The organism is Pseudomonas sp. BJa5, from assembly GCF_030272875.2.
Classification (GTDB): domain Bacteria; phylum Pseudomonadota; class Gammaproteobacteria; order Pseudomonadales; family Pseudomonadaceae; genus Aquipseudomonas.
Genome location: NZ_JALRNG020000008.1, coordinates 15,010 through 38,741, shown reverse-complemented (window position 1 = coordinate 38,741; position 23,732 = coordinate 15,010). Strand labels below are relative to the sequence as shown.

Sequence of the window (23,732 nt, the reverse complement as noted above, 5' to 3'; positions counted from 1 at the left end):
TTCAACTATCCAGTGAGCGGTTGGCCTGAATCGCGGTCAGGGCGATGGTGTAGACGATATCGTCGACCTGGGCACCACGTGGCAGGTCGTTGACCGGTTTGCGCAGGCCTTGCAGCATCGGGCCCAGGCTCACGCAGTCGGCGCTGCGCTGCACGGCCTTGTGGGTGGTGTTGCCGGTATTCAGATCGGGGAACACGAACACCGTGGCACGACCGGCCACCGGGCTGTTGGGCGCCAGTTGCCGGGCGATGTCGAGGTTGGCCGCGGTGTCGTACTGCAGCGGGCCGTCGATCTGCAGGCTGCGCTGGGTTTCCTGGGCCAGCAGGGTGGCTTCGCGGACTTTCTCCACTTCCTCGCCACTGGCCGAATCACCGCTGGAGTAGCTGATCATCGCCACCCGCGGGGCAATGCCGAAGGCTTCGGCGGAGTCGGCGCTCTGCAGGGCGATTTCCGCCAGTTCGCTGGCGGTGGGGTGGGGGTTCATCACGCAGTCGCCGTACACCAGCACCTGCTCGGGGAACAGCATGAAAAACACCGAGGACACCAGGCTGCAACCCGGCGCGGTCTTGATCAGCTGCAGGGCCGGACGGATGGTGTTGGCAGTGGAGTGCACCAGGCCCGAGACCAGGCCATCGACCTCGTCCAGGGCCAGCATCATGGTGCCGATCACCACCGGGTCTTCCAGTTGTTGTTCGGCCATCGGTGCGTTCAGGCTCTTGCTCTTGCGCAGGCTGACCATCGGCTCGACATAGCGCTCGCGGATCAGGTCCGGATCGAGGATTTCCAGGCCTTCGGGCAGGCTGATGCCCTGGGCCCGGGCCACGGCCTGGACGTCTTCGGGCTTGGCCAGCAACACGCAGCGAGCAATGCCGCGGGCCTGACAGATGGCGGCGGCCTGAACGGTCATGGGCTCGGCGCCCTCGGGCAGGACGATGCGCTTGTTGGCCTGCTGGGCCCGCTGGATCAACTGATAGCGGAACACCGCCGGCGACAGGCGTAATTCGCGCGGGGTGCCACAACGCTGGTGCAGCCAGTCGGCATCCAGGTAGCTGGCGACGAAATCGGTGATGATCTCCGCGCGTTCGCGGTCATCCACCGGGATTTCCTTGTTCAGCTGGTTCAACTGGTTGGCGGTGTCGTAGGAGCCGGTGCTTACCGAGAGGATCGGCAGGCCGGCCAGCAGTGCGCCCTGGCACAGTTCGAGGATGCGCGGATCGGGTTTGCTGTCGCTGGTCAGCAGCAGGCCGGCCAGCGGCACGCCGTTGATCGCCGCGAGGCTCACGGCGAGGATGATGTCGTCGCGGTCGCCCGGGGTCACCACCAGGGTGCCGGGCTTGAGCAGCGGCACGGTGTTGGCCACGGTGCGGGCGCAGATGATGATCTTGTTCATGCGCCGCTGTTCGTAGTCGCCGGCGTTGAGCACCTGGGCACCGAGCAGCTCGGCTACATCGCGGGTACGCGGGGCGTTGAGGTCGGCCTGGTAGGGAATGCAGCCGAGCAGACGGAAGTCGCCACCGCGCAGCAGCGGCGAGTGCTCCTTCAGGCGCTCGGCGAAGGTACCCATGCTCTCGTCGGCGCGTACCTTGTTGAGGATCACCCCGAGCACTTTCGGGTCCTTCGGCCCGCCGAACAGCTGCGCCTGCAGTTCGACCCGCCCGGAGAGCTCGGTGAGCACTTCGTTTTCCGGTGCCGAGACCAGGATCACCTCGGCGTCCAGGCTCTTGGCCAGGTGCAGGTTGACCCGCGCCGCGTAGCTGGCGTGGCGGGTCGGGACCATGCCTTCGACCACTACCACGTCCTTGCCGACGCAGGCTTGCTGGTACAGGGTGATGATTTCTTCGAGCAGTTCATCCAGCTGGCCGTCACCGAGCATGCGCTCGACATGGGCCAGGCTCAGCGGTTGTGGCGGCTTGAGACCGTGGGTACGGGCGACCAGTTCGGTGGAGCGCTCCGGGCCGGTGTCGCCGGGGTGCGGTTGGGCAATCGGCTTGAAGAAGCCGACTTTCAGCCCGGCGCGCTCAAGGGTGCGTACCAGGCCCAGGCTGATGGAGGTCAGGCCGACACCGAAGTCGGTCGGCGCGATGAAAAATGTCTGCATGCGAGCTTCTCGAAAAACACTGTGCAAAAGAATCAATTGCCAAGGGTATCGCTATCGGCACCTTCTACGCATGTGGCAGCGTGCAATGGCCTTATTGTGGGAGCGGTCTGTCCCGTTTGTCCGGGTTGCGTTCGCTTTCGGGCGATGCGTTGGTTACACTTGTGGGCTCTACATTCTTATGCAAAAGGTCTCGCCCCATGCTGATCGCCGCCAACAAGGCTGTCTCCATCGACTATACCCTGACCAACGACGCTGGTGAGGTCATCGACAGCTCCGCCGGCGGCGCTCCGCTGGTTTACCTGCACGGCGCAGGCAACATCATCCCGGGCCTGGAAAAAGCCCTGGAAGGCAAAGCTGCCGGTGACGAACTGACCGTTGCCATCGAGCCGGAAGACGCCTACGGCGAATACCTGGCCGAACTGGTCAGCACCCTGAACCGCAGCATGTTCGAAGGTGTCGACGAGCTGGAAGTGGGCATGCAGTTCCACGCCTCCGCGCCCGATGGCCAGATGCAGATCGTTACCATCCGTGACCTGGACGGCGACGACGTCACCGTCGACGGCAACCACCCGCTGGCTGGCCAGCGCCTGAACTTCAAGGTCAAGGTCGTCAACATCCGTGACGCCAGCGAAGAAGAAGTGGCTCATGGCCATGTTCATGGCGAAGGTGGCCATCACCACTGATTTTCTGCGCTAAGCTCAGAAAGTCGCGAAGGCGCCCGGGCAAGATCGTCGCTCTCCTGCAGGGGAAGACGGCTTGGCTGGGCGCCTTTTTAATGGGCTGGTGATACTCGAACACAGCTCGCAGCGGCAACCGGGATCTGGAGAGGGGAGTACGTCATGAGTGCATTTCACGACCTGAAGTTACAGGCTCTGGATGGCAAGGACTTGTCGTTGGCGCCGTTCAAGGGCCAGGTGGTGCTGGTGGTCAATGTCGCCTCCAAGTGTGGTCTGACCCCGCAGTACGCAGCGCTGGAAAACCTGTATCAGCAGTTCAAGGGCAAAGGCTTCAGCGTCCTGGGCTTGCCGTGCAACCAGTTTGCCGGGCAGGAGCCGGGTAGCGAGGCAGAAATTGCCACGTTCTGCAGTCTGAATTACGGGGTGAGTTTCCCCCTCGGCAGCAAGCTGGAGGTCAACGGACCGCAGCGCCATCCGCTGTACCGCCTGTTGGCTGGCGAAGGGGCGGAGTTTCCAGGCGATATCACCTGGAACTTCGAGAAATTCCTGGTCGGCCAGGATGGCCGGGTGCTGGCGCGCTTCGCGCCACGTACCGCACCGGATGATCCAGCGGTAGTTCAGGCTATCGAGAAAGCGCTGGGCTGACTTGCCCCGCGATGCTGTTAAATCACCCAGATCAATAGTACTGGGCTGCCCGAACGGCTCACCCTATCCTCAGGCGCATTCCTACTTCCCCTGGAGCGCCACATGTCCGCCAATGCACTGTTCACCCCCTTCCAGCTGGGTGCCCTCCAATTGCCAAGCCGTGTGGTCATGGCGCCCATGACGCGCACCTTCTGCCCGGGTGGCGTGCCTCATGCCCAGGTCGTCGAGTATTACCGCCGCCGTGCCGCTGCCGGCGTCGGCCTGATCATCACCGAAGGCACCACCGTAGGCCACCCGGCGGCCAATGGCTATCCGAACGTGCCGCGCTTTTATGGCGAGGACGCGCTGGCCGGCTGGAAGCAGGTGGTGGAGGCCGTGCACGCCGAAGGCGGGCGCATCGTGCCGCAGCTCTGGCATGTGGGTAGTGTGCGTCGCCTGGGTGTGGAGCCAGACGCCAGCGTGCCGGGCTATGGCCCGAGCGAGAGGATCAAGGATGGCCAGGTGCTGGTCCATGGCATGAGCCGTGATGATATCCGCGAGGTGATCGCCGCCTTCGCCCAGGCCGCTCGCGATGCCCAGGCCATCGGCATGGACGGCGTCGAGATCCACGGCGCCCATGGTTACCTGATCGACCAGTTCTTCTGGGCGTCGAGCAACCAGCGCACGGACGAGTACGGCGGTGACCTGGCCGCACGTTCACGCTTTGCCATCGAGCTGGTCCAGGCCGTGCGCGCTGCGGTGGGCCCGGACTTCCCGATCATCTTCCGTTTCTCCCAGTGGAAACAGCAGGATTACACCGCTCGGCTGGTGACCAGTGCCCAGGCGCTGGGCGAGTTCCTGCAGCCGCTGGCCGATGCCGGCGTGGATATTTTCCACTGCTCGACCCGCCGCTTCTGGGAGCCGGAGTTCGAAGGCTCCGAGCTGAACCTGGCCGGCTGGACCCGCCAGCTCACCGGCAAACCGACCATCACCGTGGGCAGTGTCGGCCTGGATGGTGAGTTCCTGCAGTTCATGGTCGTCACGGACAAGGTGGCGCAACCGGCCAGCCTGGAAAACCTCCTGACGCGCCTGAACAATGATGAGTTCGATCTGGTTGCGGTAGGACGGGCGCTGCTGGTTGACCCGGATTGGGCGGCAAAAGTCCGCGATGGCCGTGAACAGGACATCCTGCCGTTCAGCCGCGATGCGTTGACGACTCTGGTTTGATCATCAGCGGCGCGGCTTGCCGGGGCACGTTGTGGTCCTGGCAACAGGCCTCGCGCAGGTGGTGTTCGAACTGCTCGACGATCATCGGCCAGCCCTGGCGGCTGGCATGCTGGCGGGCATTGAGGCGTACCCGGCGCAGGGTTTCAGGGTCTTCCAGCAACCAGTTACAGGCATCGATGAAGGCCTCGGCATCGCCGGGCATTGCCAGGGCGCCACTGTGTCCGTGGCGGATGTGCTGGGCGGCGGCGGCCTGGTCATAGGCCACCACGCCGAGCCCTGACGCCAGGGCTTCGAGTACCACGTTGCCGAAGGTTTCGGTCAGGCTGGGAAACAGGAAGATGTCCCCCGAGGCATAGTGCTCGGCCAGCGCTTCACCGCGTTGGGCACCGCAGAAGACGGCCTGGGGCAGTTGCTGTTGCAGGGCGCTGCGCTGAGGGCCGTCGCCGACCACGATCAGGCGAATACGCCGCTGTGGATAAATGCGCTGCGCCGACGCCAGGCAGTGTTGCAGCAGGCCGAGGTTCTTTTCCGCCGCCAGGCGCCCGACGTGCAGCAGGGCGATGTCGTCGTTCCCCAGGCCCCAGCGCTCGCGCAGGGCTTGGTTGCGTCTACCCGGGTTGAACAGCTGGCTGTCCACGCCGCGGGCCATCAACGCCAGGTTGTCGAACCCGCGTCGCTCCAGTTCCAGGCACTGGCTGGGGCTGGGCACCAGGGTGCTGTGGGTACGCCGGTGGAACCAGCGCAGGTAATGGGTGAGCAGGCGCGACAGTAGGCCCAGGCCGTATTCGCTGGAGTATTGCTGGAAATTGGTGTGAAAACCGCTGACCACTGCGATGCCCAGGCGCCTTGCCGCGCGCAGGGCACTCAGGCCCAGCGGGCCTTCGGTGGCGATGTACAGCACGTCCGGGCGCTGCCGACGCCAGCGCCGCAGCAGCTTGTGCATCGACACCTGTCCCCATTGCAGCCCCGGATAGCCCGGCAGCGGCCAGCCGCGGCACAGCAGTTGGAGCTCGTCGGCGCTTGTGCCATCCGCCTCCTGGCGAGGGCGCACCAGTTCGACCTGGTGACCGCGCTGGCGCAGGCCTTCGCTCAGGCGGCCAAGGGTGGTGGCCACGCCGTTGATTTCCGGTGGGAAGGTTTCACTGACCAGGGTGATATGCAGGCGTGCTGTGCTCATGAACGCCAGTTTCAGCGGCGCGGATTGCGGCGCCGTGATGAAAATATGACAGATCGGTGACTCCCGATTTCCGGCAGCTTTCCGGGCAAATATTTCCCAGCGAGCCGCTCAAGAATGACGGGCATTCGGCCGATGCAGGAGTATTCGAATGACCGATTTCGCTCCAGGAGAGCGTTGATGTTCAACAGCAAACTGAAACAAGAAAACCTCCAGTTGCGTGAAGCGCTCTCGTCCATGGAACAGGTCAAGAGCAGTCTCGACAGCGAGATGCTGGTATTGCAGCTTGACCCTCAGGGACGCATCGAATCGGTCAACAGTAATTTTGAAAAGGAAATGCTCTACAGCAGCCATCAACTGATCGGGCGCAACATCGAAGAAATCGTGCCGGCGCATGTCAAACAGCTGGATTTCTACCAGCGCATGAAGGGCGCCATTACCCGTGGCGAGCACCTTAATGGCGCGTTCCGCCTGCTGCGCGGTAACGGCCATGAAGCCTGGTTGCGTTCGATCCTGCAGCCGGTCAAGAACAGTGACGGGCGCATCAAGTACTTCACGCTGCATTCCAGCGACCTGACCCGCACCATTGAAAGTTCACGCGAGCATGAGAGCCTGATCAAGGCGCTGATGCGTTCGACTGCGGTGATCGAGTTCAACCTGCAAGGCGAGGTGCTGACCGCCAATGACCGCTTCCTGCAGACCATGGGCTATTATCGCCTGGAGCAGGTGGTCGGCAAGCATCACCGGATGTTCTGCGAGCCGGAAGAGGCCCACTCGAGCGCGTACCAGGCGTTCTGGGACAAGCTGCGCCGTGGCGAGTTCGTTGCCGAGCGCTTCAAGCGCATTGACGCCCATGGTCGTGTGGTCTGGCTGGAAGCGTCGTACAACCCGATCATCGATGCCCATGACGTGCTCTACAAAGTGGTCAAGTTCGCCACGGTAATCACCGAGCAGGTCAACCAGGAAGTGGCCGTGGCCGAGGCTGCCGATATTGCCTACACCACCTCGGTCGAAACCGACAACAGTGCGCGCAAGGCCACCGATGTCGTGACCCAGACCGTCGAGGTGATGCGCGGCCTGGAATCCTGCATGCAGGAGGCGGCCAATGGCATCGAGGCACTGGACAAGCAGTCCCAGGTCATCGGCTCGATCATCAAGACCATCAGCGACATCGCCGGCCAGACCAACCTGCTGGCGCTCAACGCGGCCATCGAGGCGGCCCGGGCCGGTGAGCAGGGCCGCGGCTTTGCCGTGGTCGCCGACGAAGTGCGCCAGCTCGCGTCGCGCACCAGCGTCGCCACCGAGGAAATCGCCCGGGTGGTGCAGCAGAACGAACAACTGGCCAAGGCTGCGGTGGATATCATCGACAGCAGCAAGCGCCAGGCCGAGCAGGGCCTGGCCCTGGCGGGGCAGACCGGCTCGGTGATCGTCGAGATCCAGGAAGGGGCGCAGAAGGTGGTGAATGCTGTCGGGCAGTTCTCCAGCCAGCTGTCTGCCTGACGTTCAGCGCGGTGTCTTGAAGAAGGCAGTCAGTGTTGCGCTGACTGCCCGTACGCCGGTGGCGATGGCGGGCAGCTCGACGACGAAGCCGGGTGTGTGGTTCATCGCTGCCGGCAGTTGTTTCTTCTCCACCAGGTTCTTGTAGACATCGGGCTTGCCCGATCCCACCTCGATGAACAGCACTTGGGTGCCCGGGTAAGGGCTGGCCAGCATGTGGAAGTCTTCCGAGCCCATCAGCGGCGGCATGCCCGGCAACACCTTGTCGGCCCCCAGTTGCTGCACCAGGGCGGCCTGGGCCAGCTCGGTCTGCGCCTTGCCGTTGACCACCGGTGTGGCATGCCCCTTCATGGTGTATTTCGCCTGGTAGTCGGCGGGCATGTCATTCATCACCAGCACGCCCTGGGTCACCGATTTGATCCCGGCAATCAGTCGCTCGCGCACTTGCTCGTCGTACCAGCGCAAGTTCAGTTTGAGCGTGGCGCCCACCGGGATGATGTTGTTGTTGACCCCGGCCTGGAAGGCGCCGACGGTGAGGACCGCTGGCTTGGACTGATCGACCATGCGGCTGATGATGGTCTGGTAGCCCAGGACGGCCATGGCGCCCATCACCACCGGATCCTTGGTGACATGCGGGGTCGATCCATGGCCACCGATACCGGGCAGTTCGACGTCGATCTGGTCGGTGCCGGCCAGCCGGGGCCCTTCGCGCAGGCCGACGCTGTCGGCCGGGTAGACCGGGGAAACATGCGCAGCCACCAGCACATCCGGCTTGGGGACGAAGTCGTAGAGGCCGTTGTCGACCATGGCAGTGGCGCCTTCGAGCAGTTCCTCCGCCGGTTGCGCGACCAGCACCAGGGTGCCGGACCACTGGTCCTTGAGCTGGGCCATGACCTTGGCCACCTCGATCAACCAGGTGGTGTGCGCATCGTGTCCACAGGCGTGCATGACCGGCTGGGCGGGGTTGCCAAGCCAGGGCGTGACCTTGCTGCTCGCATAGGGCAGGCCAGTGGCTTCCTTGATCGGCAGGGCATCCATGTCGGCGCGGTACATCACCACAGGCCCCGGACCGTTGCGCAGGATACCGGCCACGCCGGTGGTGCCGATCGCGGTCTTGACCTCGAAGCCTTGCGCTTGCAGGGCCTTGGCTACCTGGGCAGCGGTTTCCTTCTCCTGGAAGGCCAGTTCGGGGTTGCGATGCAACTGCTTGAACAGCTCGATCATCTGTGCGTTGTCCTGCTCCACCAGGGTATCGATCCGGGTTTTCAGGTCGGTGGGCGCGGCATGGGCCGACAGGGCGCCGAGGCAGGCGAGGGCAAGAAGCGGCTGGCGAAGACGCAAAGACATGGCGTAAGTCCCTTTACAGGTAGCCGGACACAGCAGGGCAGCTGCGCGGAGGCTGAATGTTGTTGTTCTGAGGGGCGAGGTTGCACCCTGTAACAAGTCTGTGTATCTATGCCTGGTGCGTCCAATGCAAAAATAATCAGGAACTGATGCATTGCCTGAATCAATTGATCTGAAACGAATTCGCCACCTGATCCTGCTCAGCGAAGAGCTGCATTTCTCCCGTGCGGCTGAGCGGGCCAATCTGTCGCAGACCGCCTTCAGCCGCAGCATTCAGTCACTGGAGGCCGACCTCGGGGTGCGACTGTTCGACCGTGACACACGTTCGGTCGTGCTGACGGCAGCGGGGCGGCAGTTGTTGGCAAGCGGGCGGGAATTGCTCGGTTGTGCCGCCCGGTTGATGGGTGAGGCCCGCGACATTGCCCAGGCCGATGGCGGCGAGTTGAGCTTCGGTGCAGGCATGATGGCGGCCAACCTCTACCTGGAGGAGGCGCTGACCTCGCTGCGCAAGCGTATTCCCGGGCTGGTGATGAAGGTCGAGGTCAATCACTGGAACCAGTTGGTCCAGCGCCTGGAGCAGGACCAGATCGAGTTCTTCGTCGCCTACACCTGTGACCCGTCACTCAAGTCCGACCCGCGATTTGCCATCACCCCGCTGCCTGGCGTGCCGGCCTCGGTCTTCTGCCGCGGCGACCATCCGTTGATCCGGCAGCAGGCGCCGGTGACCCGCCAGCAGTTGCTGAGCTATCCCTGGAGCTCGGTGCTGTTCGATGACATAGCTCCCGCGCGATTGCGTGAGCTGATGGACTTGCCCGAAGGCACGATCGCGCCACTGGCCCTGGGCTGCAACGACTTGAAGCTGTTGCGGGCCACGACCCTGGGCAGCGATGCGCTTTTGTTTACCTGGCGAACCTGGCTTGAAGGGGATCTGCGCAGTGGCGCCCTCTGCGATGCGGGGGCATTGCTGCAGCCAGCCCTTCCGGGCGGCGGCTGCAGCATTGCCAGTGCGATTGTCTGTCATGCCGGGCGTAGCCTGTCGCCGATTGCGCGGCAGGCCATCGAGCTGATCAGGTCAGCGGCCGACAGCTTGGCCTGAGGTCAGCGCTCGCGTACCCAGAACAGGGTCGCACCGGCCACCGCTGCCGGCATCATCAGGATATTGAGGAAGGGCGCCATCAACACCAGGTACACCGAGCCGCCGAAGCCCAGGCTCTGCCAGCGCTTCTCGCGCAGCCAGGCGAGCATGTCCTGCCAGCTCAGCTTGTGGTTGTCGGCCGGGTAGTCGATGTACAGCAAAAGCTAGGTACATCGCCTGCAAGCCACGTAAATCAAGGCCCTTTCCCAAGGGATTGGACGAGAAATGTACCAGCTGAGCGGATGTTCTGAAAAGACCCTAGGGTTTGCGTCAAGGAGATAGGACACCGCCCGCTGCAGGTGGTCTATGAGTCATACTCAGGCGGTAATAGGGCATGCATCACGATCACGTTATGGTTCTGGGAGGCAGGGTGGCACAATTGCAGAGCTACTCAAAAAAGCGCTTTAACGTTGGTATCATATGACTTGAGGGCAGTTGACGGACTAACAACGGTTATGGATGGCAAGCGGGCGAGCTAGGATTTATCTGAGCCGTAGGCAAACACGCTTTTAAAACACCTGCTTTTGATTTCATTTTTTATAATGTCAAATGGGAGGTTTGAGTGATATTTCTTCCCGTTCATCACGCATTCCATAACGCTCGGCGGTGTCGTATCGACCACTGAGTGGGTGCTTTGCAGAGCTTGTGACGTAGTTTGAGGTTGCGCGACGCTTATGCCTTTTTCACGCTCCAAGCCCTTCTGGCTGAGAAGGCAGCCAATCAGCAGCGCTGCGGATACCAAGAGCCTGCCAGAACCTATAAGTAATTTTGCGATAGCACCTTTATTTTTGGTGGCAGAGTTAAATAAGCCAGGAATAAGCACGGTTACCGACAGAAACAGATAAACCGACCAAACTGGAATCTGTTCGTCTTGGGCGTAGCCGGTATAAACCTTCACACCTTCGGTAAGGCAGATGAGCCAGTAGCCAAGAAAGTAAAAGATCTTTGTGAACTTCCAGAGCTTCTTGTTCAATGTTCGTAGCCTACTAGATTTGTAGAAATTATTTTTTGTGAGTTTATAAAGTGCCTGGTAATGGACCAAGGTCGCCAAAGGCGCGAGATTTTTTTGCCCGTGGCTTTGGCGGTCAGGTGAATGTCGCAGCTTCTTTCGCTTAGTTAAACGCGGGATATGTTCCAGCTCTCATTGGATGCGGGCAGTAGGCCGGATCAAAATAAACGAGTGGCATTGCATTAAAGACAGACGTTTTAATTACGGCCGTTTTTCCCGAGTCTCCTGGAGTATTGCTGAGGTCGAAGTCATCAATGCCAACCTCTCCGACCTTAACTTCCCATATCCAAACTGTGTTTCCGCGAGAGGACTTGCCACGATTGTAGGCGCCGTGTTGATCGCCTAGGACATATCTGAAAGTTATATAAGTACCGGGCTTTGGTAGATGCCCCTTAGGGCGATTGGTCTCAAGAGCCATCTTGAGCTCGAGATTTTTTGCATTGTGACGTTGCGGTAGAAGGTCCGGGTAGTGATGAGGGCGATTTCGAATGTACATTCCCTCGGAGGCCTCGGCAATTGAACCACCCACTATATTCCCTACCATCGAGGAAAGATTTGCCAGTTCTACAAGTCCGCCAATAGGAACTAGTCCACTTGCAACTAACTCTGCATCAATTGTGTCGAGTGTGTTGTACGTGTTATGTATCGCTTGCAGTAACATAGAGCCAGTCAGGCCAGTATAAAATTCTAAGGCGTCGAGATTTCTCAGGCACTGAGTTTTTTCGGCTCTTACTGCCATTGCTAAAAAAGCATCGTGCTCGTTTAATTTGCCGCCTTCGATGAGTTCGGCTTTGAGCAAAAGCTCAGAAAGTTGGAAGTCCAAAGCTTCCGATATGTTTGCAGCAATACTAAGGGTAGGTTGTCGTTCGCCACGCTCGAGCAGGCCAAGAGTAGTTCTGTGTATGCCAGCCCTATCTGCCAGGGCCTCTAAGCTTAACCCTTTAGCTTCACGTAACTGCTTGACTAGACGGAACAGAACATCAACTGTACTACGCTTTGGTTCATCCATGCCGCACCACCACCACCATCATACTGTTTATGTGGTGGCATTTTGATCCAAATCATGCTTTGAGTGTAGGAGACTATTGTCTCCACCGGGCTTGTGTGGTATGGTGCTGCCCAAATGGAGATTGCTAATGAAAGTTTTAGACCTATTCTGTGGTACAGGTGGTTTTTCTCACGGATTTGAACTCGCTGAATTAGGATTTGAGACCGTTTTTGGAATTGATGTGCTTCCAATCGCTACCCAGACATTTAACGCCAACAGACCTAATTCACTAAGTGTTTGCTCAGACATTAGGAAGATAAGGCGCTCCGAACTTAGCGAAAGATTGAAGCTGAAGCGTGGAATGGTTGATGTGATCGTGGGGGGGCCGCCATGCCAAGGCTTTTCGTCTATCAGGCCATTTCGTTCAACCAACGATGATGATCCACGCAATAGCCTATTTGAAGAGTATGCTTCGTTTGTAAACTACTTCCGTCCTCCTGTTTTTGTTCTTGAGAACGTAGTTGGGTTGGCAACACATAAGGATGGTTCGACTGTTGCTCTGATGGAAGAGTGCTTCAAAACTCTGGGGTATGACACTCAGTGGCGTATCTTAAATGCTGCTAACTATGGTGTTCCTCAGAAAAGAGAGCGTCTAATCATGATTGGTGTGGAGCGTGGAGGGAAAATAGAGTTTCCTGATACGACCCACAATTTTTCTGGGGCAACGATTAGTGTCAAGGATAAGCGCCGAGTTCATGCTCCTACATATGATTTGTTTAGTATGAAAGAGGAAGTACTGAAGCCCGCTGTCTCTGTCATGGATGCAATATCTGATCTTCCACCGGTTCAGTCTGGCGAAGAGGCAAAGCGTTATATCGAATCTCCTCGTAATGAATATCAAAAGCTCATGCGTCGTGATGTGAAGGATGAGTTAAGCTTGCATTTGGCTACGGCTCACTCAAAAAAAATGCTTGAAATTATTAAATATTCAGGGAAAAACATAAATTGCATCCCCAAAGGAATGGTGACGAGCGGATTTAGTTCCTGTTATTCGCGGCTTGATGCTGATGAGCCTGCGGTAACTATTACAGTGAATTTTGTACATCCTGCCTCGAACCGATGCATTCACCCGGTTCAAAATAGAGCGTTAACACCACGGGAAGGTGCTAGGCTTCAGTCTTTCGATGACGCCTATGTATTCTGTGGTAATCGCTCACAGATTACAAAGCAGATTGGGAACGCAGTTCCACCTTTGTTAGGTAAGGCGATTGCCGGTTCAATCGCTAAAATTTTTTAACTCAGATTTACACAGCAATTTCTAGGGCCTTTTTTAAAATTTAAAAGGCCCTGCAGGCTATGCCGCTTAAGGCCGATTATATGGATGTTTTAGGGACTGTGGTGCCAATGTATTTTCAGCGGCCGCTTGCCTAAGTGGAAACACCGCATATGTTCCAGGTGCGAACTATCGAGGAGGGGTATCGGAGGGTCGGCCAGCGCTGGCAAATTGGCGGTCGAGCCTAAGAGCCGTTCCCGTGCCAACTCGTTGTTACCGGCGATTTCTCCAAAGTATCTGAGGCGAAGAAAACCATCGTGGCGGGGCAATGTCCGAAGCCGCTCTTTCGCTGATGCAATGGCATCAGCGTTCGTATCCAGTGTCTGTAGCGCTGAGCCCCTGGCTCGTAACCATAGGGCGATTTCTTCAACCCTTGCCCTTATAGCCTGCTGGTTCATGTACAGCAACTCCAACGCGTCCGCTATTGCTGCGTTCTGGCCGTCCATGTTCCGTCCTCAAGGTGGGTAAGCAACTCATCGTATGGCGCCTGTTAGGCGCTGGCTTTCATCGCACGCTGTACGGTACTCAGGCTTAAGCCAAGGCTTTCTGCGGCCTTGCGGAACGATAGCCCACCACTGACAGCGGCATGTATTGCTTCGTCATCCACGGTCTTCGTACGGCCCTTGTATACCCCTTTTTCCTTGGCCTTGGCGATTCCTTCCCGTTGGCGTTCCTTAATCATCGCACGCTCGAACTGGGCCACCGCTCCCATCATCGACAGCATAAGTTGCTGGGTCGGATTGTCCTCGCCGGTGAACTCCAGTTGTTCCTTGTGGAAGCGGATATGGATACCACGCTTAGTTAGGTCTTCCACCAGCTTGAGCAGGTCGGCCAGGGAGCGGGCTAGGCGGTCGATGGAGTGGACAGCGATTGTATCCCCCTCCCGCACGTACTCAAGCATCGCCTGGAGTTGGGGGCGGTCGGTCGTGGCACCGCTTACCTTCTCTGTGAAAACCTTGTCCAAGGTGATGCCGGCAAGCTGCCGTTCCGTGTTCTGATCAACTGAGCTAACGCGAATGTACCCGACCTTTGCCATCTCCCTGCCTTGTGTATTCATTTGACTCTAGATGTTGTGAGTGTGACTGTATTCAGGTTCTAAATCAAGGCAAATGAATACGGAAAATGCCGGGGTGGCGTATTCAGACTGCTGTATTCCCACGGGTAAACCTTAATGAATACGGGTGGGCTTTCCTGCAGGCGTAAAAATGCCCCGCTCGATGGCGGGGCAGTGACACGGGAAGACGGTGGAACGGCCGGTACTGGTAAATCCCTGGCGGGAGATGCAATGCAAACCGATGTGCAACAAGCAGCGGGGGCCGTAACCGAAATTATACTAAATTAGTCGGATATTGCATCAAGGTGGCGACTTGCTTGACCCAATCCCCCGCAATGCCAAGGAATTCGGGGCGTGCGATCAGGATCGATGCCTGGGGTAAGGGTGGACGCAGTGGTGGAAGGTAGCTAAATGGCAGTTTTCTTATAGTTTTCTGCGGGCGTTACAGGCCTTCGAACAGGTCGGAAATACTTACGCCCAACGCGTCAGCCAACACCTTGATAGCGTTGATGGAAGGGTTGGCGCCACCCGTCTCGATGCGGGACATGTACGTCCTTGCGAAGCCACACCGATCAGCAAAAGCTTCCTGGCTCATGCCCATGACTAGGCGTAGCTCCCTGACGCGGGTGCCAAATTGTTGCTGGAGTGCTGGAGACGGTGGAGGTGCGGGCATTCCCCAATGCTCGGGGAGTGTGCTTTAATCGTGAACACACTAATCGTGACATTCGAGGCCTAGTCACCCATGGCGGTGACCCGCACGGGCCTTGTAAGTCAGTCAATGGTGTACGGCGTCAATGGCCAGTCAAAGGCAGTCGTCGGGTAAGTCAGCGAGTCAGCGAGTCCAGTTAGTAGGCGAGTTCAGCAAGTACAGCAAGTCCGCGAACCAACTAACTTTTAACTGCTTAGCAGAGGACGACTGATGACTGATCGAAATGTAACCGATGACCAATTGGTCCGTGTTCCAAGGTATGCGTTTGAGGCCTTGGCGGCGTATAGCGCCCTGAATGAGGATAAGGTGGCAGTGATGCTCCTTCTCCAGGATGCACGGGAATCTCTCGACGGCTGCTGTCAGTTTTGACCGATTTGTCAGGGCGGTCGTCAATGACCCGAATGAACCATGAGCCTCCTTCGTGCTGGTGAATGTCATCTACATAAAGCTGTGCGATCTCTTCACGTCGCCCTCCGGTGTATGCCGCTATCAACGGTATCCAGAACACCGCATTTCCTGGGCGTCCCTCGGTATATCGCAGTCGCTGAAACTCAGGGTGGCTGAACAAGGTAACAAGCTCTCCCCAGGTATAGCCCCGGTTATCGTCCAAGCGTCGTTTCGGTTTGCCCGACCCGAGGCGTTTGTGAATGCGTGAGGCAGCCACGGGGTTGGTGTCGATCAATCCGGAGTCGACGGTGAACGCCATCACCGATGACAGTCGTGCCAGTAGCAAGCGAGTGGATGAGGTTGCCAGCGGTTTAACGTTGTCATCACCAGGCTGGAGCAGGTTCGCTGCGAAAGTGTGGATATCTGAGGGCTGAATCGAGGCAATAGGCTTGTCCCCCATGTCCGAGATGAACCGGTTGATGGCACGGCTGTAGTCCACTGCATGACGCCGTGAGACGTATTCGGACCTACCAGACATGGATATGGATTTGACGTACCGCGTGAGGGCTTCTGACAGCCTAATGGAGCGTTCTGTAGGGGCAGGCATTAAAGGCGTAGGTTGAGACATGTCTACCGTCTGCGGCGTATAACGCTCAACGTAGTGCCCCTGACGGGCATCATTAAACAACCTCTCCGACTCTGCATACGCAAGGGCAAACGCAGCTTTCGCTTGATGGTGGTGTCGCGTGTTCAGTGAGCGACGAATCTCGGTCTTGCCGATGATGTGCCTGAGATCATCCGGCACCCTGCGACGTAGGTAATAAATGCCCGAGTCGGGGTGCCTGAATGGTTGTGCTATGAGTGCCATGTGTACCAGCCTTGTGTATCAGTTGGCTGGGAAAGGGCATCGCTTACGTGGTTATCAGGCGCCCTGATTAGCCGGCTTCGTGACGCGGGTATCACCCTTCTCCCGCACCCAGAACAACGTAGCCCCCGCCACCGCCGCCGGCATCATCAGCACGTTCACGCCCGGTATCATCAGCGCCAGGTAGGTAATCCCGCCAAACCCCAGGCTCTGCCAGCGCTTGCTGCGCAGCCAGGCGAGCATGTCCTGCCAGCTCATCTTGTTGTTGTCCGCCGGGTAGTCGATGTACTGGATGGCCATCATCCAGATACCGAACAGCAGCCACAACGGAGCGGCGATGATGTTGATCACCGGGATCAGCGAAAGGATGAACAGGGCGATCGCCCGGGGCAGGAAGTAACCCAGCTTGCGCATTTCGCGGCCCAGGGTACGTGGCACCATGGCCATCAGCTCGCCCCAGCTGAACGCCGGGAAGTTATCGGTGCCGCGCACCACCACTTCGGTTTTTTCCGCCAAAAAGCCATTGAACGGCGCGGCAATGATGTTGGCCAGCATGGTGAAGGTGAAGAACACCATCAGGATCACCAGGGCCACGAACAGCGGCCACAGGACATAGCTCAGGAAGCTCAGCCAGTCGGGCAGGCTGGGCATCAGGGCGTCGACCCAGAGGCTGAACTGATGGCCGGCAAAGTAGATCAGGCCGACGAACAGCAGCAGGTTGACCGCCAGGGGCAGCAACACGAACAGGCGCAGGCTCGGGCTCAGGACCAGTTTCAGTCCTTCGCGCAGGTACTGTGGGCCAGAGAGGACAGGGGCTTGCATAGGGGGCTCCGGGTTAAGGCAAACGCGCTGACCTTACCGAGTTTGAGCGGCCGGTGAAAGCGCGGGGCAAGCAGGGAAACGGACTGTAACAAAGCTCGCCGGTCCGCTCGGCTTGCCTTCATAGGCAAACAGCTGAAGCTTTTGGCGATGAATAGAGTGGGCCTATAAGGTGGATTGTCTAAGGATATTTCCTTAATCTCTGCGGCCTCGCTACAGTGCGCACAACTTTCCAACCCCTTCGAATACTATTCTTCAAGGAGTTTTCATGAGCATTCTGGTCAACAAGCAGGCCCCGGATTTCGATGCGGCGGCGGTGCTGGGCGACGGTTCGATCGTCGACAGCTTCAAGCTTTCTTCGCTGCGCGGCAAATACGTCGTGCTGTTCTTCTGGCCGCTGGACTTCACCTTTGTCTGCCCGTCGGAAATCATTGCCCACAACAACCGCATGGACAAGTTCCGCGAGCTGGGTGTGGAAGTGGTCGGTGTCTCGATCGACTCGCAGTTCACCCACTATGCCTGGCGCAACACGCCGGTGGAGAAGGGCGGCATCGGCGAAGTCGAGTTCACCATGGTGGCCGACGTGACCCACGAGATCACCCGCGCCTACGGCATCGAGCACGATGACGGCGTGGCCCTGCGTGCCTCGTTCCTGATCGACCAGCAAGGCGTGGTGCAGCACCAGGTGGTCAACAACCTGCCGCTGGGCCGTGAAGTCGACGAGATGATTCGTCTGGTCGAAGCCCTGCAGTTCACCGAACAGTACGGTGAAGTCTGCCCGGCCGGCTGGCGTCCAGGCCAGAAAGGCATGAAGGCCGATGCCAAGGGTGTCGCCGATTACCTGGCGGAAAACGCCAACAGCCTGTAAGGCACCGATCGACAGTTTTCAGGACCTGCGGCCAAAAGCCTTCCCCAAGCGCTTCGCAGGTTCTTTTTATTCCAGCCGGCGATCCCGGCGATACGAAGCGGGCAATCCAGCGTCCGCTTCGACAGGAGAGAGTCATGTCTGAAGTACGTCATTCGCGAGTGATCATTCTCGGCTCCGGCCCTGCCGGTTACAGCGCTGCGGTCTATGCCGCCCGTGCCAACCTCAAGCCGCTGCTGATCACCGGCATGCAGGCCGGCGGCCAGCTGACCACCACCACCGAAGTCGACAACTGGCCGGGCGACGCCCATGGCCTGACCGGCCCGGCGCTGATGCAGCGTATGCAGGAGCACGCCGAGCGCTTCGAGACCGAAGTGGTGTTCGACCACATCAACGCCGTGGACCTGGCCAGCAAGCCGTACACCCTCAAGGGTGACAGCGCCACTTACACCTGCGACGCACTGATCATCGCCACCGGTGCCAGCGCTCGTTACCTGGGCCTGCCGTCGGAAGAAGCGTTCATGGGCAAGGGCGTCTCCGCCTGCGCGACCTGCGACGGTTTCTTCTACCGCAACAAGCCAGTGGCTGTGGTCGGTGGCGGCAACACCGCCGTGGAAGAGGCCCTGTACCTGGCCAACATCGCCAGCAAGGTCACCCTGGTCCACCGTCGCGAGACCTTCCGCGCCGAGAAGATCCTGATCGACAAGCTCAACGCCCGTGTGGCCGAAGGCAAGATCGAGCTGAAACTCAACGCCACCCTGGACGAAGTGCTGGGTGACGACATGGGTGTCACCGGTGCGCGTCTGAAGAACAACGACGGCAGCTTCGACGAAGTCAAGGTTGACGGCGTGTTCATCGCCATCGGCCACACCCCGAACACTTCGCTGTTCGAAGGCCAGCTGACCCTCAAGGACGGCTACCTGGTGGTCAACGGCGGCCGTGACGGCAATGCCACTGCCACCAACGTCGAAGGTGTGTTCGCCGCTGGCGACGTGGCTGACCATGTCTACCGTCAGGCCATCACCTCCGCCGGTGCCGGCTGCATGGCGGCGCTGGATGTCGAGCGTTACCTGGACGGTCTGCAGAACGCTGCGCACTGATAGACCCGATCGCGGGGCAAGCCCGCTCCTACAGTGGCCTGGTGGGAGCGGGCTTGTCCCGCGATGCAGTCATAAAAAAACCGGCCTTCTGGCCGGTTTTTTTATGACTGACAATGACCTCAGAGGCTCAAGCGCATCGACAGGTCCACCGCCTTCACATCCTTGGTCATGGCTCCGATCGAGATGTAGTCCACGCCGGTCTCGGCAATCACCCGCAGGGTGCTTTCGTTCACGCCGCCACTGGCTTCCAGCTTGGCCTTGCCGGCGTTCAGGCGCACGGCTTCGCGCATGTCATCCAGGCTCAGCTCGTCGAGCATGATGATGTCGGCGCCAGCGTCCAGGGCCTCTTTGAGTTCGTCCAGGCTCTCCACCTCGACTTCCACCGGCTTGCCCGGGGCGATTCGCCGTGCGGCGGTGATGGCCTGGGCAATGCCGCCGCTGGCGGCGATGTGGTTTTCCTTGATCAGGAAAGCGTCGAACAGGCCGATCCGGTGGTTGTGGCAGCCGCCGCAGGTGACCGCGTACTTCTGCGCCAGGCGCAGGCCCGGCAGGGTCTTGCGGGTGTCGAGCAGCTTGACCTGGGTATCGGCGACCAGGTCGGCGAGAAACTGCGCACGGGTCGCGACGCCCGACAGCAGTTGCAGGAAGTTCAGCGCGCTGCGCTCGCCGGTCAACAGCGAGCGGGCCGGACCTTCGAGGTGGAACAGCGGCTGGTTGGCTTGTGCCCGATCACCGTCCTTGACCTGCCAGTGCACGGCCACCCGCGGGTCGAGCTGACGGAACACGGTATCGACCCAGTCGGTGCCGGCGATGACGCAATCGTCGCGGGTAATGATGGTGGCCTTGGCCAGGCGCTCGGCCGGGATCAACTGGGCGGTGATGTCACCGCTGCCGATGTCTTCGAGCAACGCACGGCGCACGTTGGCTTCGATTTCGGCGGTCAGGTCGGCGAGGCGTAAATTCGGCATGGCAGGCTCCACAAGCTAAGTGCCGGGGATTATAGGGCAAGCCTGTGCTGGCGAGTGGGGTGAATTTGCCCGATAATGCGACTTGAATTTGGCGTCATGGCTTTGACGATGCGCCGGTTCATCTCACCCTAGCCCAGCAAGGAGTCCTGGATGCACGAAGACGGGAAGGTGGTGCCGATCACGGCATCCCTCGATCACGCGCGCAATGTGCCGCTTGCTCGTTTGCCCGTAGTGCTCCTGCAAGTGCGTGACATGGCTGCGCTGCAACTGCGCAAGAGCCTGCAGACCTTGTTCGACAATGCCGATGACACGCTGTTCGAGATGGCTGACAAAGCCGCCAGCAACAGTGAGCAGAATTTCCTGTTCGAGGCCATGCGCGACCTTCGCCTCAAGCGCAAGAGCATTGAGCGCGGCTACCTTGATCGTTTCTACCAGGCCTTTGCGCGTATCGGTCAGGTCGATGCGGTGGTGTCGGCGGGGTATGACGCACCCGCCTGGATGAGCAGCGAGCCGCAGCGCAGGGTGGCGCTGGATGCCATGGTCGATCGGGTCCTGGCCCGCGACGGTTGCACCCTCAACCAGTTGACCCTGCGCTTGTCGGCATTGACCGGACAGCCCCTGGATGACCGGCGTAACCCGCTGGGGCCGGCCATGCTGTGTGACTACCTGCTCCTGGCCGGACGCCATCTGGGGGTCGCCACCCGGGTCAAACTGGTCATCCTCACGCTGTTTGAACGTTATGTCCTGGAGGATGCCGACCAGCTCTATGGCGAGGCCAACCAGTTGCTGATGGCCACTGGCGTACTGCCCGAGCTCAAGACCATACCCCGGCGTCCGGTCCAGGACGGCGATCTGCGCCATCGGCGGGCCCCGGCCCGGCCAGGCACTGCGGGGGGGATGGCGGCGGAACTGGATGCCGACGAGCAAGCGGTGTTCGCCTCGCTGCAAGGCTTGCTGGCCCGGGTGCGTGGTCGCCTGGCGCCGCGCCTGGAGGCGGGCAGCCCGGTGCAGCCGGTCAGCACCGCGGATCTGCTGCGCCTGCTCTCGCACCTGCAACACTATGTGCCTTCAAACCAGGACGCCGACGACTTCGACCTGCACCAGCAGCTTGAACAACTGCTGACCCGCTTCAGTATGAAAAGCGGCACCTGCCGCAAGGTCGAGGGCGTGGATGAGGATGTGATCAACCTGGTCAGCATGCTGTTCGACTACATCCAGGCCGATCGCAACCTGCCTCAATCCTTGCGCAGCCTGATCGGCCGCCTGCAGATCCCCTTGCTCAAGGTGGCGGTCCTGGACAAGCGTTTCTTCAGTCGCAACCACCACCCGGCCCGACGCCTGCTCAACGAGATTGCCAGCGCCGCCATCGGCTGGGACGCCAGTGACGACTGCCGGCGCGATGTGCTTTACCTGCGGGTCGAGCAGATCGTCCAGCGCCTGCTCAACGATTTTGCCGATGACCCGGCGATCTTTGCCGAGCTGCTGGCAGAGTTCCAGGCGTTCAACAGCGAGGAACGGCGGCGCAGCGAATTGCTCGAACAGCGCGCCCGGGACGCCGAGGAGGGCCGCGCACGCTCGCATCTGGCGCGTCAGCGGGTGCAGCAGGCACTCAACCAGCGACTGCTGGGCAAGACCTTGCCCCGTGTGGTGGTACGGGTTCTCGAGGAGGCCTGGAGCCAGGTGCTGTTGTTGGCCTGCCTCAAGCATGGCGACACCTCGGCGCAGTGGCTCGAGAGCCTTCAGACCATGGATGCGCTGATCTGGAGTGTCGGCCCCCATGATTCGCCCGTGGCCCACCAACACCTGCTGGACATGCTGCCCGGGTTGCTCAAGGCTTTGCGCGATGGCCTGGCCAGCGCCGCCTTCGATCCCTTCGCCACCCGTGAATTCTTCGCCCGGCTGGAAACCCTGCATGTGCAGGCCTTCGAGGCGCCATCGACAGGTACCGACCGGCTATGTGAGGTCAGCGAGTGGGTGCTGGTGGCCGATGAAATCATCCTGGCGGCCCAGGAACCTTTGATGCCGGTCCTCGACCTGGTGCCCCTGGCCGAGGACGATCCGGCGATGCTGCAGGTACAACGCTTGCGCGTCGGCAACTGGGTCGAGCTGTTCGAGGAAGGCGACGGGCTACGCTGCAAACTGATCGCGCGGATCGACAGCAGCGGTGCGTTCATCTTCGTCAATCGCACCGGCCTCAAGGTCCGCGAGTATTCGCCCATGGCCCTGGCCAAGGCCGTACGCTGCGGTGAGGCACGCCTGCTCGACGACACCTTGCTGTTCGACCGGGCACTGGACTCGGTGGTCAGTCAGTTGCGCCACTATCAGGTGCGTTAGTTTCAGTCACGTTTTAACGATGCATCCGGGGGCGCCTCGGGGCATACTGGGGCGGTGCTCTCGTGCCTCAGGATCTTCTATGCAACTGGACCGCGCTACAGGCTGGTTCGCCGGTATCACCCACTGCCCCTCGCCGAACTTCAACGCACGTCCCGAGGGCGAAGTCATCTCCCTGCTGGTGATTCACAACATCAGCCTGCCGCCGGCGCAATTCGGCACCGGCAAGGTCCAGCAATTCTTCCAGAACCGCCTGGACCCCAACGAACACCCCTACTTCGAAGGGATCAAGCACCTGACCGTTTCGGCGCATTTGTTCATCGAGCGTGACGGTCAGGTGACCCAGTTCGTCTCCTGCCTGGACCGCGCCTGGCATGCCGGGGTGTCCCGCTTCGCCGGGCGCGAGGGCTGCAACGATTTTTCCATCGGCATCGAACTTGAAGGCACCGACGAGCTGCCCTTCACCGATGCCCAGTACCAGGCGCTGCAGGCCCTGACCCGGCAGATCCAGACCGCCTGGCCGGCTATCGGGGTGGAACGGATTCAAGGCCACAGCGACATCGCCCCGGGACGCAAGACCGACCCGGGCCCGGCTTTCGACTGGCCGCGCTATCGGGCGGCCCTTGAGGACGATGGGGGCAGATCATGAGTTTTCTGGTGTTGTTACTGGTGCTGTGGGTCGAGAAGTTCTCGGCCTTGCGCCAGCAGCTGCAACGCGATGGTTTTTTTCGCGCCGAGCTTGCGCGCCTTGAGCGCAACGGCAAGAGCCATCCCTGGTGGGTGCTGGCGACCCTGGTGCTGCTGCCGGTCGTGTTGCTGGCCTTGCTGATGCATGTACTGGAGCCGGTTGCCTACGGCCTGCTGGCCCTGCCGGTGCACCTGCTGGTGTTGATCTACAGCCTGGGGCGCGGCGATGTGAAAGCCTCGCTCGGGCCGTTTCGCGATGCCTGGCGGCGCGGCGACGAGCAGGCGGCGGTGCATGTGGCCGAACGCGACCTGGGGGTGACCGGCGACAATGCGCGATCCCTGCTCGAACGAGTCCAGGGCCATCTGTTGTGGGAAGCCTTCCAGAGCTTTTTCGCGGTGATTTTCTGGTATGTCCTGTTGGGACCGGCGGCAGCCCTGGCCTATCGCCTGCTTGCCCTGACGGTCGAACATGCGCGTAATCCGGCCTTGAGGGAGCGTGCCCAGCAACTGCGCCACGCCTTCGACTGGGCGCCGGTACGGGCGCTGGGCATCAGCTTCGCCCTGGTGGGCAATTTTGTCGCCGTCAGCCGGGTGATGCTGCATGAGCTGCTCAACTGGAACATCAGCGCGGCGCGTTTGATCGCCTCGGTCGGTCAGGTCGCCGCAGACATGCCGGCCAGCGCCGAGGCCGGGCCCCAGGGCCTGGTCGGGCTGGACACGCTGTGGGAGCTGCTGTTGCGCTCGGCAGTGCTCTGGTATGCCTGCTTTGCCCTGTGGACCGTACTGGGCTGAACATGAGTGTGGGGCAGCCGTTGGTCTGCCCCGGCACTGATTAACCTTA

General features: G+C 60.2%; 21 protein-coding genes and 4 pseudogenes. 12 read left to right on the top strand and 13 right to left on the bottom strand.

Annotation, left to right across the window (positions count from 1 at the left end; all coding sequences use genetic code 11):
• Window position 1 precedes the first annotated feature (1 nt).
• Together pta and M2D63_RS06665 are read right to left on the bottom strand one after the other, a co-directional pair.
• On the bottom strand, window positions 2-2,098 hold the full coding sequence (gene pta, locus M2D63_RS06670) for a phosphate acetyltransferase (protein ID WP_285862041.1): 2,097 nt from the start codon (window positions 2,096-2,098) through the stop codon (window positions 2-4).
• 109 nt (window positions 2,099-2,207) lie between these two features.
• Window positions 2,208-2,327: pseudogene (locus M2D63_RS06665) on the bottom strand (DUF3565 domain-containing protein); the annotation flags it as partial.
• Between M2D63_RS06665 and M2D63_RS06660 the strand changes: the two are divergent.
• From M2D63_RS06660 to M2D63_RS06650, 3 genes are all read left to right on the top strand, one after another.
• The gene (locus M2D63_RS06660; protein ID WP_285862040.1) at window positions 2,296-2,781 is read left to right on the top strand and encodes a peptidylprolyl isomerase; all 486 of its coding nucleotides are present in this window, start codon (window positions 2,296-2,298) and stop codon (window positions 2,779-2,781) included. The pseudogene M2D63_RS06665 and the gene M2D63_RS06660 sit on opposite strands and share 32 nt — an antisense overlap.
• Window positions 2,782-2,937: 156 nt before the next feature.
• A complete protein-coding gene (locus tag M2D63_RS06655) occupies window positions 2,938-3,420 on the top strand; it encodes a glutathione peroxidase (protein ID WP_285862039.1) in 483 nt (160 codons plus the stop codon).
• Window positions 3,421-3,522: 102 nt separating this feature from the next.
• Window positions 3,523-4,626, top strand: a complete 1,104-nt coding sequence (locus tag M2D63_RS06650; RefSeq protein ID WP_285862038.1) for an NADH:flavin oxidoreductase — start codon at window positions 3,523-3,525, stop codon at window positions 4,624-4,626.
• Here the strand turns inward: M2D63_RS06650 and M2D63_RS06645 are convergent.
• Window positions 4,595-5,803 carry a glycosyltransferase family 1 protein gene (locus M2D63_RS06645; RefSeq protein ID WP_285862037.1) on the bottom strand — a complete coding sequence of 403 codons (1,209 nt, stop codon included), beginning with the start codon at window positions 5,801-5,803 and terminating at the stop codon, window positions 4,595-4,597. The two genes, M2D63_RS06650 and M2D63_RS06645, sit on opposite strands and share 32 nt — an antisense overlap.
• Before the next feature lie 114 nt (window positions 5,804-5,917).
• Between M2D63_RS06645 and M2D63_RS06640 the strand changes: the two are divergent.
• A pseudogene (locus M2D63_RS06640) lies at window positions 5,918-6,754 on the top strand (PAS domain-containing protein); the annotation flags it as partial.
• 114 nt (window positions 6,755-6,868) lie between these two features.
• On the top strand, window positions 6,869-7,300 hold the full coding sequence (locus M2D63_RS06635; protein WP_403044630.1) for a methyl-accepting chemotaxis protein: 432 nt from the start codon (window positions 6,869-6,871) through the stop codon (window positions 7,298-7,300).
• Window positions 7,301-7,303: 3 nt separating this feature from the next.
• Here the strand turns inward: M2D63_RS06635 and M2D63_RS06630 are convergent, their stop codons facing one another.
• Window positions 7,304-8,644: an amidohydrolase gene (locus tag M2D63_RS06630; protein ID WP_285862035.1), complete on the bottom strand. Its 1,341-nt coding sequence runs from the start codon at window positions 8,642-8,644 to the stop codon at window positions 7,304-7,306.
• A gap of 151 nt (window positions 8,645-8,795) precedes the next feature.
• Between M2D63_RS06630 and M2D63_RS06625 the strand changes: the two genes are divergently transcribed.
• A complete protein-coding gene (locus tag M2D63_RS06625; protein WP_285862034.1) occupies window positions 8,796-9,737 on the top strand; it encodes a LysR family transcriptional regulator in 942 nt (313 codons plus the stop codon).
• A gap of 2 nt (window positions 9,738-9,739) precedes the next feature.
• On the opposite strand, the pseudogene M2D63_RS06620 reads toward M2D63_RS06625, so the two are convergent.
• The 3 genes and pseudogenes from M2D63_RS06620 to M2D63_RS06610 form a co-directional block, all read right to left on the bottom strand.
• Window positions 9,740-9,931, bottom strand: a pseudogene (locus M2D63_RS06620) (EI24 domain-containing protein); the annotation flags it as partial.
• A gap of 320 nt (window positions 9,932-10,251) precedes the next feature.
• Window positions 10,252-10,749 (bottom strand): hypothetical protein, encoded by a 498-nt coding sequence (locus M2D63_RS06615; RefSeq protein WP_285862033.1) that lies wholly within the window; start codon window positions 10,747-10,749, stop codon window positions 10,252-10,254.
• A gap of 139 nt (window positions 10,750-10,888) precedes the next feature.
• Entirely contained in the window at window positions 10,889-11,794 is a 906-nt protein-coding gene (locus tag M2D63_RS06610; RefSeq protein WP_285862032.1) for a helix-turn-helix domain-containing protein, read from the bottom strand.
• Between the two features lie 127 nt (window positions 11,795-11,921).
• Here M2D63_RS06610 and M2D63_RS06605 point away from each other — a divergent pair, with 127 nt between their 5' ends.
• A complete protein-coding gene (locus M2D63_RS06605) occupies window positions 11,922-13,070 on the top strand; it encodes a DNA cytosine methyltransferase (protein WP_285862031.1) in 1,149 nt (382 codons plus the stop codon).
• Between the two features lie 526 nt (window positions 13,071-13,596).
• Here M2D63_RS06605 and M2D63_RS06600 read toward each other — a convergent pair.
• The 5 genes and pseudogenes from M2D63_RS06600 to cysZ all read right to left on the bottom strand — a co-directional run bounded on the left by M2D63_RS06600 (window position 13,597) and on the right by cysZ (window position 16,943).
• Complete coding sequence (locus M2D63_RS06600) at window positions 13,597-14,163, bottom strand: recombinase family protein (protein ID WP_285862030.1); 567 nt, start codon at window positions 14,161-14,163, stop codon at window positions 13,597-13,599.
• A gap of 439 nt (window positions 14,164-14,602) precedes the next feature.
• Window positions 14,603-14,833, bottom strand: coding sequence for a helix-turn-helix domain-containing protein (locus tag M2D63_RS06595; RefSeq protein WP_405309250.1), 231 nt, complete (start codon window positions 14,831-14,833; stop codon window positions 14,603-14,605).
• Window positions 14,834-15,062: 229 nt separating this feature from the next.
• Window positions 15,063-15,755, bottom strand: a complete 693-nt coding sequence (locus M2D63_RS06590) for a hypothetical protein (protein WP_285862029.1) — start codon at window positions 15,753-15,755, stop codon at window positions 15,063-15,065.
• Between the two features lie 180 nt (window positions 15,756-15,935).
• Window positions 15,936-16,124, bottom strand: a pseudogene (locus tag M2D63_RS06585) (DUF6538 domain-containing protein); the annotation flags it as partial.
• 54 nt (window positions 16,125-16,178) lie between these two features.
• Window positions 16,179-16,943 carry a sulfate transporter CysZ gene (gene cysZ / locus M2D63_RS06580; protein ID WP_285862028.1) on the bottom strand — a complete coding sequence of 255 codons (765 nt, stop codon included), beginning with the start codon at window positions 16,941-16,943 and terminating at the stop codon, window positions 16,179-16,181.
• A gap of 265 nt (window positions 16,944-17,208) precedes the next feature.
• On the opposite strand from cysZ, the gene M2D63_RS06575 reads away from it, so the two are divergent.
• Together M2D63_RS06575 and trxB are read left to right on the top strand one after the other, a co-directional pair.
• Entirely contained in the window at window positions 17,209-17,808 is a 600-nt protein-coding gene (locus M2D63_RS06575) for a peroxiredoxin (protein ID WP_285862027.1), read from the top strand.
• 134 nt (window positions 17,809-17,942) lie between these two features.
• On the top strand, window positions 17,943-18,905 hold the full coding sequence (gene trxB / locus M2D63_RS06570; protein WP_285862026.1) for a thioredoxin-disulfide reductase: 963 nt from the start codon (window positions 17,943-17,945) through the stop codon (window positions 18,903-18,905).
• A gap of 119 nt (window positions 18,906-19,024) precedes the next feature.
• Here the strand turns inward: trxB and nadC are convergent, their stop codons facing one another.
• A complete protein-coding gene (gene nadC / locus M2D63_RS06565) occupies window positions 19,025-19,873 on the bottom strand; it encodes a carboxylating nicotinate-nucleotide diphosphorylase (protein WP_285862025.1) in 849 nt (282 codons plus the stop codon).
• A gap of 150 nt (window positions 19,874-20,023) precedes the next feature.
• On the opposite strand from nadC, the gene M2D63_RS06560 reads away from it, so the two are divergent.
• The 3 genes from M2D63_RS06560 to ampE all read left to right on the top strand — a co-directional run bounded on the left by M2D63_RS06560 (window position 20,024) and on the right by ampE (window position 23,683).
• The gene (locus M2D63_RS06560; RefSeq protein WP_285862024.1) at window positions 20,024-22,207 is read left to right on the top strand and encodes a DUF1631 domain-containing protein; all 2,184 of its coding nucleotides are present in this window, start codon (window positions 20,024-20,026) and stop codon (window positions 22,205-22,207) included.
• Window positions 22,208-22,286: 79 nt separating this feature from the next.
• Window positions 22,287-22,853 carry a 1,6-anhydro-N-acetylmuramyl-L-alanine amidase AmpD gene (gene ampD, locus M2D63_RS06555; protein WP_285862023.1) on the top strand — a complete coding sequence of 189 codons (567 nt, stop codon included), beginning with the start codon at window positions 22,287-22,289 and terminating at the stop codon, window positions 22,851-22,853.
• Window positions 22,850-23,683, top strand: a complete 834-nt coding sequence (gene ampE, locus M2D63_RS06550) for a regulatory signaling modulator protein AmpE (RefSeq protein WP_285862021.1) — start codon at window positions 22,850-22,852, stop codon at window positions 23,681-23,683. The genes ampD and ampE overlap by 4 nt, the downstream gene beginning before the upstream one ends.
• Window positions 23,684-23,732 lie beyond the last annotated feature (49 nt).